The sequence below is a fragment of the Actinomadura geliboluensis genome (assembly GCF_005889745.1).
GTDB lineage: Bacteria > Actinomycetota > Actinomycetes > Streptosporangiales > Streptosporangiaceae > Spirillospora > Spirillospora geliboluensis.
Genome location: NZ_VCKZ01000286.1, coordinates 1 through 12,121, shown reverse-complemented (window position 1 = coordinate 12,121; position 12,121 = coordinate 1). Strand labels below are relative to the sequence as shown.

The following is a 12,121-nucleotide window of genomic DNA, read 5'->3' as shown; positions in this document are numbered from 1 at the left end:
GTGCCGGGCAGTGCGGGGTACCCGGACGGACCGGGGGCCGCCGGGTGGCCCGGCGGCCCCAGTGAGCCGGGCGGTCCGGCTCCGGTGTGCCCGGGGCCCGGTGGCGCGCCGCCGGGCTGGGGACAGGGGACGGAGGGATGGGGGCAATCGTGGAGCAGCACGGCGGTGCCCGTGCCGCCCCCGCCGGGGGGTACCGTTCCGGAGCCGAACGACGCGGCCTGCGCCGGCACCGGACCGCCCGGTGCCGGCGAAGACGACGAAGGGGCGCCGGCCATGGCCAGCGCCCGGGGAAGGCGGGGTCTTCGCCGTTCCGCGTCGATCTCCGCGACGACGGTGGCGCCGAGCAGCGCCCGGGGGACCGAATCGGTGAGCAGGGTCGGGGAGCCGCGGCCGTCGTAGGCGGCGAGCGCCGCCCGGACGGCCTCCTTCCCGAGCCAGACCGCCGAACCCTCGTCCCCGACGAGCCAGCCGTAGCCGTCGGCGCGCTGCACGATCGTCCCGTCGCTGATGACCGCCGCGCCGGCGCCCGTGCCGGAGAACACCACGATGCCCTTGGGCTCGCTGGTTCCGGCGGCGAACGCCACCGCGATATCGGTCACCACCGCGGGCGAGCCGCGCAGCCCGACGGCCTGCCAGGCCCGCCGGGCCGCCGCGACGGCGGCGGGCCGGCCGGCCGAGCCGGCGCCGGCGATGCCGAACACGCCGGTGAGGATGTGGGTTCGGTCCAGGTCCCCGAGCGCCTCCCGCAGGGCGGTGGTCAGCGCCCCCGCGGTGTCGCCTCCGGAGTTGGGGTTGGCCCCCGGGCCGGTGCCGGAACCGGCCAGGGCACCCCCTAGCGTCAGCACGACGCAGCGGGTCTTCGTGCCACCCGCGTCGATACCGACCACGTAAGGACCGGCCAAATGGGTCAACACATGGCGACCGTAGCCTTTTCTACCGTTGACGTGACATCCTGTGCGTAAGAAAATTTCCTCCATGAGGAAACCCATCGGCCCTGAACAGGGCCCCGAGCGGGGGATCACGGGGGAGCCCGGCGCACCGCCGGAGACGGCGGCGCCGGGCAGGGACGCCACGCCGCTGAGCACGGTCGTGCGGGTCCGCTCCCTGCTGCCCTCGCTGCCCCCCGCCGAGCGAAGAGTGGCGCAACGCGTCATCGACGACCCCGAAGGGGTCGCCAACTCCACCATCACCGAACTGGCCCAGGCCTGCGGCACGTCCGAGACCACCGTCATCAGGTTCTGCCGCGCGATCGGGTTCCACGGCTACCCGGAGCTGCGGCTGACCCTCGCCACCGAGGCCGGGCGCGCGCAGAGCGCCAGCGGCGGACGGGTGATCGGCAGCGACATCAGCCCCGACGACTCCCTCGAGCAGATCGTGGAGAAGGTCACGTTCGCCGACGCCCGCGCCGTCGAGGAGACCGCCTCCCAGCTCGACATCAAGATGCTCGAACAGGTCGTGGACGCGGTCGTCGCCGCCGACCGGGTCGACGTCTACGGCGTCGGCGCCAGCGCGTTCGTCGCGGCCGACTTCCAGCAGAAGCTGCACCGCATCGGCCGCGTCTGCTCCGCCTGGGCGGACGCGCACATCATGCTGACCAGCGCCGCCGTCCTCGGCAACGGCGACGTGGCGATCGGCATCTCGCACACCGGCGCGACGGTGGAGACCATCGACGCGCTGGAGGTCGCGAAGACCCGGGGCGCCCGCACCGTGGCGCTCACCAACTTCCCGAAGTCCCCGATAGCGGAGGTGGCCGACCTCATCCTGACGACGGCCGCACGGGAGACGACCTTCCGCTCCGGCGCCACCGCCAGCCGGCTGGCGCAGCTCACGGTGGTCGACTGCGTCTTCGTCGGAGTGGCGCAGCGCACCTACGGGCCGACCCGCAAGGCCCTGGAAGCCACGTTCGAGGCGGTCCGCGGACGGACCGTGCGACCCGACCGGAGGCGTCGGTGATCGATTGCGAGCTCCCCACCGAGGGCCGGAACCCCCGCACCCTCGACGTCGACACGCTGCCGACCATGGAGGTGCTGCGCCTGATCAACTCCGAGGACGCGACCGTGCCGACGGTCGTCGCCTCCGTCCTGCCCGAGGTCGCCCGGCTGGTGGACCTCGCGGTCGAGTCGCTGCGCGCGGGGGGCCGCGTGCACTACTTCGGCGCCGGCACGTCCGGCCGGCTCGCGGTGATCGACGCTGCCGAGCTGCCCCCGACGTTCGGCATATGGGGCCGGGTGGTCGCGCACCACGCCGGCGGGCCGGGCGCCCTGTCGCAGGCGGTCTCCGACGTCGAGGACGACGCCGACCTCGGCCGCCGGGACGCCCGCGACGTCCGGCCCGGTGACATCGCCGTCGGCATCGCGGCCAGCGGCCGCACCCCGTACGTGGTGGGGGCGCTGCGCGCCGCCGCGGCGGTCGGGGCGCGGACGGCGCTGATCAGCTGCAACCCGCACACCCCGTACGGGGACGAGGTGGAGGTGCACATCGGGCTCGCCACCGGGCCCGAGGTGATCAGCGGGTCCACCCGGATGAAGGCGGGCACGGCCACCAAGCTCGTGCTCAACTCCTTCTCCACCACGCTGATGATCAGGATGGGCCGCACCTACTCCAACCTGATGATCAGCGTGAACGCGCTGAACTCCAAGCTGCGCGCGCGGCTGGTGCGCATCCTCACCGAGGCGACCGGGATGGACGCCCGCACCTGCGAGAACGCGCTCAACGAAGCCGGGGGCAACACCCGCGTCGCGCTGGTCTCGCTGCTCGGCGAGGTCCCCGCGGCGCGGGCGACGACGGTGCTGGAGGAGGCGGACGGCGGCGTCCGCGAGGCCCTCCAGCGGCTGAGGTCCGCCTGAGCGGGCCTTACAGGTGACAGGGGACCGGTGCGGCGACGGCGGAGGGCCGGGCGCACCGGGAGGGACGGACCGGCGGGGGAGACGCCGGCCGATCAGGGGGGTCCGCGCCGTGCGAGCCGCGGCCGCGGTCGAGCACCCATGGCGGATCAGCTCTCGTAGCGGCGCAGTTCCTGCCGGGCGACGGTGCGCACGTGCACCTCGTCCGGACCGTCGAAGATCCGCATGGCGCGGACCCACGCGTACATCGCCGCGAGCGGCGTGTCGTCGGAGACCCCGGCGCCGCCGTGCACCTGGATCGCCCGGTCGAGCACCTCGTGGGCGATGCGGGGCACCACCACCTTGATCGCGGCGATCTCGGTGCGGGCGCCCTTGGCCCCGTGCCGGTCGATCAGCCAGGCGGTCTTCAGGGTGAGCAGCCGGGCCTGCTCGATGGCCATCCGCGATTCGGCGATCTGCTCGCGCACCACCCCCTGCTTCGCGAGCGGACCGCCGAACGCGACCCGCTCCACGGCGCGGCGGCACATCAGCTCCAGCGCCCGCTCCGCCATGCCGAGCGCCCGCATGGCGTGGTGGATGCGGCCCGGCCCGAGCCGCGCCTGCGCGATCATGAAGCCGTCGCCCTCGCCCGCGATCAGGTTCGACACCGGCACCCGGACGTCCTCGAACACGATCTCGGAGTGGCCGTGCTGGTCCTGGTAGCCGAACACCGGCAGGTGCCGGACGATCGTCAGCCCGGGGGTGTCGCGGGGCACCAGCACCTGCGACTGCTGCCGGTGGACCGGCCCGTCCGGGTCGGTCTTGCCCATCACGATGAAGATCTTGCAGCGCTCGTCGGCGGCGCCGGTGATGAACCACTTGCGGCCGTTGATCATGTACTCGTCGCCGTCCCGGACGATCGAGGTCTCGATGTTGGTGGCGTCCGAGCTCGCCACCTCCGGCTCGGTCATCGCGAACGCGGACCGGATCTCGCCGTTCAGCAGCGGCTCCAGCCACCGCCGCTTCTGCTCGTCCGTGCCGAACATGTGCAGGACTTCCATGTTCCCGGTGTCGGGCGCGGCGCAGTTGACCGCCTCCGGCGCGAGGTCGGGGGAGCGGCCGGTCAGCTCCGCGAGCGTCGCGTACTCCAGGTTCGTCAGCCCGGACACGTCCGGCAGGAACAGGTTCCACAGCCCGCGCCCGCGCGCCTCGGCCTTCAGCTCCTCGACGACGGGCGGCAGCGCGTGCGGGTCGTTCTCCGCGCGCCACGCCGCGTACACCGGCTCGGCCGGGTAGACGAACTCGTCCATGAACTCCTGGAGGCGGTCCTGGTACTCGCGTGCCTTCGGGCTGAGTTCGAAGTCCATGCGCGCATTCTGGCAGAACGCGATTCGGTCGAGACGTCCGGGATCGCCTACCATCGGGGCGTGCCCTCAGAACGACCCGTGAAAGCCGTCATCACCGACTGGGGCGGCGTCCTCACCTCCCCGCTCGCCGACGCCGTGGCCCGCTGGATCGACGCCGACCGCATCGACGCCGGCCACTACAAGAACGTCATGCGCGCCTGGGTGAAGCAGGCGTACGACGGCGGCGGGACCAACCCGATCCACGGGCTGGAGGACGGCTCGCTCCCGGTGGCCGAGTTCGAGCGGCGGCTCGCCGCCGAACTGCTCACCGTGGACGGCGGCCCCGTCGAGGCGCCCGGCCTCATCGCCCGCATGTTCGCCGCGTTCAGCCCCGTCGAGCCGATGTACGACGCGCTCCGCGCGGCCCGCGCCGCCGGGACCCGCACCGCGCTGCTGTCCAACTCCTGGGGCAACGAGTACCCGCACGACCTGTTCGCCGACCTGTTCGACGCGGTCGTGATCTCCGCCGAGGTCGGCATGCGCAAGCCGGACGAGCGGATCTTCCGGCACGCCCTCGACCTGCTCGGCCTGGACGCCGCCGACTGCGTCTTCATCGACGACATCGAGCACAACATCCGCGCCGCCGAGGCGCTCGGGATCCGCGGCATCCTGCACACCGACCCCGACACCACCATCGCCGAACTGCGCGGCATGGAGCTGCTGCCCTGACCGTCTGGCAGACTGCTGCCGTCATGCGCGTCTATCTGCCGTCCACGCTCACGCTCCTCGCCGGCGTCCACGCCGCGCGGGAGATCGGCCCCGCGCCGCTCGCCGCCCACGCCGTCACGCCCGCGCTCCGGGAGTGGTACGCGAGCGGCGACCTGGAGGAGCTGGAGTACGCGGCGATGACCGCCGCCGCCCGCGCCTCCCTGCGGCTGCTCGCCGCCGACCCGTCCGCACCGCGCCGCCGGGTCGTCCTGGCCGCCGAGGTCCCCGACGCCGCCGTCACCTGGCCGCGCGGCGACGCCGCCCCCGCCAACGGCGACCGCGCCCTGGTGGAGGTCTCCGCGGCCGTCCCGTGGAAGAAGATCGCCTCCGGCCATGTGGACGACCCCGGCGCCGCCGCCGACATCGCCGCCGCCGCCGAGGTCCTCCCGGCCGCCGACGCCGGCGACGACGACGCCCTCTTCACCGTCGACGGAGCCGAGGGCCACGAACTCCTCTGGTTCGCCACCCAGGAACTCCAGCACCTGCTGGACTGACCGGCGGCGGGCGGTACTCGGCCGTCCGGGCGGGTAGGTCCCGGCACATCGACACTGCCGTCGGAGTGCAGGGAGCCTGAGATGGACGCCGTCACCACCGTGCCCGTACCGGCGAACGAGCCGGTGAAGGGATACGCGCCGGGCAGCCCGGAGCGCACCGCGCTGGAGGCCCGGATCAAGGAGCTCGGCGGGACGCAGACCGAGCTGACGATGACGATCGCCGGTGAGCACCGCATGGGCGCCGGCACCCCGATCGACGTCGTGGAGCCGCACAACCGCGCGCACGTCCTCGGCCGGATGGGGGACGCCACCGAGGCCGACGTGACCGAGGCCGTCGTCGCGGCGCACGAGGCCGCGCCCGGCTGGCGGGCCATGGCCTTCGAGGACCGTGCCGCGATCTTCCTGCGCGCCGCCGAACTGCTCGCCGGGCCGTGGCGCGCCACGGTGAACGCCGCGACGGTGCTCGGCCAGTCCAAGTCGGTGCAGCAGGCCGAGATCGACGCCGCCTGCGAGCTGATCGACTTCTGGCGGTTCAACGTCGGGTACGCGCAGCAGATCCACGAGCAGCAGCCGCTGTCGCCGCCCGGCGTGTGGAACCGGCTGGAGTACCGGCCGCTGGAGGGGTTCGTCCTCGCCATCACCCCGTTCAACTTCACCGCGATCGCCGGGAACCTGCCGACGTCCGCGGCGCTGATGGGCAACGTCGTGGTGTGGAAGCCGTCCCCGACCCAGCAGCTCGCCGCGCACTTCACGATGCGGCTGCTGGAGGCCGCGGGCCTCCCGCCCGGCGTCATCAACATGGTCACCGGCAACGGCCGCGCCGTCTCCAACGTCGCGCTGCGCCACCCCGACCTCGCCGGCCTGCACTTCACCGGCTCCGTCGCGACCTTCCAGAACCTCTGGCGGACGATCGGCGAGAACATCGCCGGCTACAAGGGCTACCCGCGGATCGTCGGCGAGACCGGCGGCAAGGACTTCGTGATCGCGCACCCGTCCGCCGACCCGGCCGTCCTCAAGACCGCCCTCGTCCGCGGCGCGTTCGAGTACCAGGGCCAGAAGTGCTCCGCCGCGTCGCGCGCCTACATCCCGCGCTCCGTCTGGGACCGGATGCGGGACGACTTCCTCGCCGAGACCGCGTCCCTCACCATGGGCAACGTCGCCGAAGACCTGTCGACGTTCATGGGCGCGGTCATCGACGACCGCGCGTTCGCCAAGCACCGCGCCGCCATCGACCGCGCGCGCGGCATCGACACCATGAAGATCCTTGTCGGCGGCGAGGTGGACGACTCGCGCGGCTTCTTCGTCCGCCCGACGGTCCTGGAGTCGTCCGACCCGACCGACGAGATCTTCACCCGCGAGTACTTCGGCCCGATCCTCGGCGTGCACGTCTACGACGACGGCGACTACGACACTGTCCTCACTCAGATGGAGGGCGTCTCGGAGTACGGCCTCACCGGCGCCGTCATCGCCGAGGACCGCGCCGCCGTCGCCGAGGCCACCGACAGGCTGCGCTTCGCCGCCGGGAACTTCTACATCAACGACAAGCCGACCGGCTCGATCGTCGGCCAGCAGCCGTTCGGCGGCGCCCGCGCGTCCGGCACCAACGACAAGGCCGGCTCCGTCTTCAACCTCACCCGCTGGACGAGCGTCCGCTCGATCAAGGAGACGTTCGTCCCGCCGACCGACTACCGCTACCCCCACATGGGCCCCTGACAGGGCGGTTGCGGTCGGGGGCGGGAGACCGGACGATAAGGTCGCTGACCGTGGCGGGCACCGGCTCCGGCGCCCGCCGGTGCTCCTCCGACCGCGCATGGGAACGGGATGTCGACGCTGAACCGTCTGGTGCTGTGGAACATCGATCACACGCTGGTCGACGTCGGGCGGGTCACCCGGGACGCCTACGCCGAGGCGTTCCAGCGGACCATCGGGCGGCCGCTGGTCCGGCTCGCCCCCACCCCCGGCCGCACCGAGTCCGAGATCATCTTCGAGACGCTCGCGTTCAACGACGTCGTCACCACCGACGACCACCTGCCCGCCTTCTTCGACGCGCTCGCCGAGGCGTTCGCGTCCCGCCGCGCCGACCTGCGCGCCCACGGGCGGGTGCTCGCCGGGGCCGCGGAGGCCGTCGAGGCGCTCGCGCACGTCCCCGGCGTCGTCCAGTCCGTGCTGACCGGCTCGATCCAGCCGAACGCCATGCTGAAGGTCACCGAGCTGGGCCTCGCCGGCCGCCTCGACCTCGCCGCGGGCGGCTACGAGAACGGCGTCTACAGCAAGGCCGCCCTGCTCGAACTGGCCCGCACCCGCGCCGGGGAGCGGCACGGCGCCGCCTACCCCGAGGCCGCGACCGTCTACATCGCCGACTCGCCCCGCGACGTCCAGGCCGCGCACATCGCCGGCTCCCCGATCATCGCGGTCGCCAGCGGCAGCGCCACCGAGGCCGAGCTCCGCGCCGCCGGGGCCGACACCGTCCTCGCGACCCTCGCCGACACCGACGCCGTCGTCAACGCCGTCGCCGGCCTGACCCGCCTCTGACACCATGCCGATCCGTTCCCTTCCCCCGGCGTGACCCCGTACCGGCAGTGTCGGGGGCGGCGGAGGCGGGCGGAACTGGAATGCGGTCCTGTGGAAAACCGGGCCCTGTGGAAAACCGGGTCGTGTGGACGGTGAGGATGTCCCGGCTGCGTCCGGTGTGGGCGGCCGGGGTTGCTCGCGGACGGGGTTTCGCCTGGGATGTGGCGGGGCGTCGAGCGCGTAGCGGCGGGGTGATCGGGCAGGTTGCGCCGTGTGCGGGGGCGGGCCGATATTGGGATGGCCGCGCGGCGTGGCGCGGCGGGGAGGGAGAGAGATGGCCGGTGAGGTATCCGAGGGTTCGGCGCTGTGGGAGCCGTCGGAGGAGGTCGTCGCGAACGCGCGGGTGACCCGGTTCATCCACTGGCTGTGGGAGCGGGGCGTCCGCACCGAGTCCTACGACGAGCTCTGGCGCTGGTCGGTCACCGAGGTCGACGCCTTCTGGGACGCGATCTGGTCGTACTTCGACGTCGTCGGCGAGCGCGGCGACGGCCCCGTCCGCTCGGGCGGGCCGATGCCGGTGGACGGCCTGAAGTGGTTCCCCGGCGCGACCCTCAACTACGCGGCGAACGCGCTGCGGCGCGCGGACGAGACCCCCGACGAGACCGCGGTGATCTTCCGGTCGGAGGCGGGCGGGCACCGCGTGCTGACGTACCGGGAGCTGGCGCTGCACGTGGCGGAGGTCCGCGCGGGTTTGGCCGGGCTCGGCGTCGGCAAGGGCGACCGGGTCGCCGCCTACGTCCCGAACATCCCCGAGGCGCTGGTCTGCTTCCTCGCGACGGCGTCGCTCGGCGCGATCTGGTCGTCGTGCTCGCCCGACTTCGGGTCGTCCTCGGTCATCGACCGGTTCGCGCAGATCGAGCCGAAGGTCCTGATCGCCGTGGACGGCTACGCCTACAACGGCAAGCGCTTCGACCGGCGGGAGACCGTCGGCGAGATCGAGGCCGCGCTGCCGAGCCTGGCCGCCACCGTCCTGATCCCCTACCTCGACCCCGCCGCGACCCCCGAGGGCCTGCGGGTCGGCATGCACTACGGCGAGCTGCCGCGCGCCGACTGCGACACACTGGAGTTCGAGGACGTCCCGTTCGACCACCCGCTGTGGGTCGTGTACTCGTCCGGCACGACGGGGCTGCCGAAGCCCATCGTGCACGGGCACGGCGGCGTGGTGCTCGAACACCTCAAGGCCCTGTCGTTCCACCAGGACCTCGGCCCCGACGACGTGTTCTTCTGGTTCACCACCACCGGCTGGATGATGTGGAACTACCTCATCGGCGGCCTGCTGGTGGGCTCCACCATCGTCATGTACGACGGCGCCCCGCTCGACCTGTGGTCGCTGGCCGCCGACAGCGGCGTCACCTACCTGGGCGTCGGCGCGCCGTACATCACGGCGTCCGCCAAGGAGGGCCGCCGCCCCGGCGAGGACCACGACCTGTCCGGCCTGCGCGGCATCGGCTCCACCGGCTCCCCGCTGCCGCCCGAGGGCTTCGCCTGGGTGTACGACGCGGTCGGCGCGGACCTGCTGCTCGGCTCGTTCTCCGGCGGCACCGACCTGTGCACCGGCTTCGTCGGCCCGTCGCCGCTGCTGCCGCTGCGCGCGGGCGTCATCCAGTGCCGCGGCCTCGGCGCCAAGGTCGAGGCGTTCGCCGAGGACGGCAAGCCCGTCATCGACGAGGTCGGCGAGCTGGTCATCACCGAGCCGATGCCGTCCATGCCGGTGTTCTTCTGGAACGACGAGCACGGCGACCGGTACCGCGACTCCTACTTCGACATGTACCCGGGCGTGTGGCGGCACGGCGACTGGATCAAGATCCTGCCGGACGGCGGCTGCGTGATCTACGGCCGCTCCGACTCCACCCTCAACCGCGGCGGCGTCCGCATGGGCACGTCCGACTTCTACCGCGTCGTCGAGGCGTTCGAGGAGATCACCGACAGCCTCGTCATCGACACCGGCCGCCTCGGCCAGGAGGGCCGGCTGCTCCTGTACGTCCAGCTCGCCGAGGGCGCGTCCCTCACCGACGAGCTGGTGCAGAACCTGCGGCGGGAGATCCGGTCGTCGCTGTCGCCCCGGCACGTCCCGGACGAGATCACCGCCGTGCCCGGCATCCCGCGCACGCTGTCGGGCAAGAAGCTGGAGGTCCCCGTCCGCAAGATCCTCCAGGGCACCCCGGTCGACAAGGCCGCCAACCGCGACTCCATGGCCAACCCGGAGGTGCTCACCCACTTCACTCCGTAGGCGGCGGCCGGCGGCGTCGCCGGGGCGGAGACCGCCCCGCGCGGGAGATCAGCGGGTGCGGGAGGCGGCGTAGGCGAGGATGTCGCGGCGGCGGTAGAGGCGGCGGACACGGCCGCCGCGCAGCGGCTCCACCTGCGCCGGTTCGGGCCAGCCGGCGGGCGGCCGCTTGGCGTAGACGGTGACGCTCGTCTGGGCGAGGCCGAGGATGCGGGCCGCGTCCGCCAGCGTCACGAGATCGTCGGGGTCCTCGTCGGCGGGACGGTCGCCGAGGGCGCGGTACCAGGACGTCCAGGCGGCCTCGTCCCAGTACATCGCCTTGCCGGAGCGGTGCGCGACGTCCGGATGGCCGTTGGACGCGCGGTCGGCCCAGAGCTGCTTGAGGCGGTGGCGGCTGACGCCGTGCCGCGCGGCCAGCTCGTCGCGCGTCGCCAGGCCCGGCGCGACGTCCTTGGTGCAGTGCGCGGCGTACCAGCGGTCCCAGTCGGCGGCGTCCCAGGCGAGCTGGGAGCCGACCGTCCCGACCGGCTCGGGATGGCCGTTGGACGCGCGCTCGCGGTGCCATTTCTCCAGCGTGCTGCGCCCGAGCCCGTACTCGGCCATGAGTTCGGCGCGCGTATGGACACGGCGCCCGTCGAGCATTGCCATGCCACCAGTGTCCCCGGTGTGACATCGTGCTCGTCGGTATCGCTGTGTGAACAGACGCCATTAAGGTGGGTACCCGCCGGATCGGGTCAACTTCCCTCGGGGTTCGGGCGTCACACAGTCGGAGGGGTGATCCGGGCCGGGAGCACGGCCCGTCGATCCAGAGAGGGACGGTTCCACGCATGGAGATTGGGGCGCTGCGGTCCGGTGATCCGGATCGGCTGGGGTCGTACGCCCTGATCGGCCGGGTGGGCGAGGGCGGACAGGGCACGGTGTTCCTCGGCGCCGCCGAGGACGGCCGGCAGGTCGCGATCAAGCTGCTGCACGCCGAGCTGACGTCCGACGACAAGGCGCGCGCCCGGTTCCTGCGCGAGCTGGACGTCGCCAAGCAGGTCGCGCCGTTCTGCACCGCGCAGGTGATCGACGCGGACGCGACCGGCGACCGGCCCTACATCGTCAGCGAGTACGTGCGCGGCCCGTCGCTGAACCAGCAGGTCCTGGACGAGGGCCCGCTGCACGGCGCCGCGCTGGACCGGCTCGCCGTCGGCACCGCGACGGCGCTCGCCGCGATCCACCAGGCGAAGATCGTGCACCGCGACTTCAAGCCGCACAACGTGCTGATCGGCCCGGACGGCCCGCGCGTCATCGACTTCGGCGTCGCCCGCGCGATCAGCGGCGCCACCACGCTGACCAGCCGGGTGATCGGCACCCCGTCCTACATGGCGCCCGAGCAGATCAGCGGTGACGACGTCGGCACGCCCGCGGACGTGTTCTGCTGGGCCGCGACGCTGGTGTTCGCCGCGACCGGGGAGCCCCCCTTCGGGCAGGACACCATCCCCGCCGTGATCAACCGGATCCTGCACGAGGAGCCCGACCTCGGCGGCCTCGACGGCCCCCTGGGCGACCTGGTCCTCGACTGCCTGGAGAAGGACCCCGAGCTGCGCCCCGGCGCCCGGCAGGTGCTGATGCGGCTGCTCGGGCACGACGAGGCCGCCAGCACGGGACGTCCCGCGCCCCGGACCGGCGGCACCGACGAGACCGCGATGCTCGCGGCCGGGTCGGTGCGGGCCGCCGAGGCCGGCGACGAGGACTTCGAGCCACTCCCGGCCGCCGCCGCGGAGCACGAGCCCGTGGAGACGGTCGCCGCCTTCCACGACGCCGACGCCCCGGAGGGCACCGATCCGGGCGTCGAAGAGTACGGCCTCCCGCCCACCCCCGCCGGGTGGGCGGGAGGCCGTACTCTTCGAC

General features: G+C 73.1%; 11 protein-coding genes. 8 read left to right on the top strand and 3 right to left on the bottom strand.

The features are described from left to right. Positions 1-914 (bottom strand): N-acetylglucosamine kinase (locus tag ETD96_RS30915; protein WP_240808350.1); only part of this gene is annotated, 914 nt, incomplete at its 3' end. Positions 915-975: 61 nt separating this feature from the next. Here ETD96_RS30915 and ETD96_RS30910 point away from each other — a divergent pair. Beyond that, positions 976-1,953, top strand: a complete 978-nt coding sequence (locus ETD96_RS30910; RefSeq protein WP_240808349.1) for a MurR/RpiR family transcriptional regulator — start codon at positions 976-978, stop codon at positions 1,951-1,953. Then, entirely contained in the window at positions 1,950-2,846 is an 897-nt protein-coding gene (locus ETD96_RS30905; RefSeq protein WP_138640019.1) for an N-acetylmuramic acid 6-phosphate etherase, read from the top strand. The genes ETD96_RS30910 and ETD96_RS30905 overlap by 4 nt, the downstream gene beginning before the upstream one ends. 146 nt (positions 2,847-2,992) lie before the next feature. On the opposite strand, the gene ETD96_RS30900 is transcribed toward ETD96_RS30905, so the two are convergent. After that, a complete protein-coding gene (locus ETD96_RS30900) occupies positions 2,993-4,189 on the bottom strand; it encodes an acyl-CoA dehydrogenase family protein (RefSeq protein WP_138640018.1) in 1,197 nt (398 codons plus the stop codon). 60 nt (positions 4,190-4,249) lie between these two features. On the opposite strand from ETD96_RS30900, the gene ETD96_RS30895 reads away from it, so the two are divergent. The 5 genes from ETD96_RS30895 (at position 4,250) to ETD96_RS30875 (ending at position 10,231) form a co-directional block, all read left to right on the top strand. Further along, on the top strand, positions 4,250-4,897 hold the full coding sequence (locus ETD96_RS30895; protein ID WP_171069307.1) for an HAD family hydrolase: 648 nt from the start codon (positions 4,250-4,252) through the stop codon (positions 4,895-4,897). A gap of 23 nt (positions 4,898-4,920) precedes the next feature. Then, on the top strand, positions 4,921-5,430 hold the full coding sequence (locus tag ETD96_RS30890) for a DUF6912 family protein (RefSeq protein ID WP_138640017.1): 510 nt from the start codon (positions 4,921-4,923) through the stop codon (positions 5,428-5,430). A gap of 81 nt (positions 5,431-5,511) precedes the next feature. Next, a complete protein-coding gene (gene pruA, locus ETD96_RS30885) occupies positions 5,512-7,143 on the top strand; it encodes an L-glutamate gamma-semialdehyde dehydrogenase (RefSeq protein ID WP_138640016.1) in 1,632 nt (543 codons plus the stop codon). Between the two features lie 108 nt (positions 7,144-7,251). Continuing rightward, positions 7,252-7,962, top strand: a complete 711-nt coding sequence (locus tag ETD96_RS30880) for an HAD family hydrolase (RefSeq protein ID WP_138640015.1) — start codon at positions 7,252-7,254, stop codon at positions 7,960-7,962. A gap of 313 nt (positions 7,963-8,275) precedes the next feature. Next, positions 8,276-10,231 carry an acetoacetate--CoA ligase gene (locus ETD96_RS30875; RefSeq protein ID WP_138640014.1) on the top strand — a complete coding sequence of 652 codons (1,956 nt, stop codon included), beginning with the start codon at positions 8,276-8,278 and terminating at the stop codon, positions 10,229-10,231. Positions 10,232-10,279: 48 nt separating this feature from the next. Here ETD96_RS30875 and ETD96_RS30870 read toward each other — a convergent pair whose 3' ends face one another. Further along, complete coding sequence (locus tag ETD96_RS30870) at positions 10,280-10,876, bottom strand: hypothetical protein (protein WP_138640013.1); 597 nt, start codon at positions 10,874-10,876, stop codon at positions 10,280-10,282. Between the two features lie 179 nt (positions 10,877-11,055). On the opposite strand from ETD96_RS30870, the gene ETD96_RS30865 reads away from it, so the two are divergent. Next, positions 11,056-12,121, top strand: a 1,066-nt coding sequence (locus ETD96_RS30865; RefSeq protein WP_138640012.1) for a serine/threonine-protein kinase, incomplete at its 3' end; no start/stop codon positions are given.

Coding starts and splice junctions, on each gene's coding strand:
- ETD96_RS30910 (WP_240808349.1), top strand. CDS start 976: ATGAGGAAACCCATCGGCCCTGAACAGGGCCCCGAGCGGGGGATCACG.
- ETD96_RS30900 (WP_138640018.1), bottom strand. CDS start 4,189: ATGGACTTCGAACTCAGCCCGAAGGCACGCGAGTACCAGGACCGCCTC.
- ETD96_RS30890 (WP_138640017.1), top strand. CDS start 4,921: ATGCGCGTCTATCTGCCGTCCACGCTCACGCTCCTCGCCGGCGTCCAC.
- pruA (WP_138640016.1), top strand. CDS start 5,512: ATGGACGCCGTCACCACCGTGCCCGTACCGGCGAACGAGCCGGTGAAG.
- ETD96_RS30880 (WP_138640015.1), top strand. CDS start 7,252: ATGTCGACGCTGAACCGTCTGGTGCTGTGGAACATCGATCACACGCTG.
- ETD96_RS30875 (WP_138640014.1), top strand. CDS start 8,276: ATGGCCGGTGAGGTATCCGAGGGTTCGGCGCTGTGGGAGCCGTCGGAG.
- ETD96_RS30870 (WP_138640013.1), bottom strand. CDS start 10,876: ATGGCAATGCTCGACGGGCGCCGTGTCCATACGCGCGCCGAACTCATG.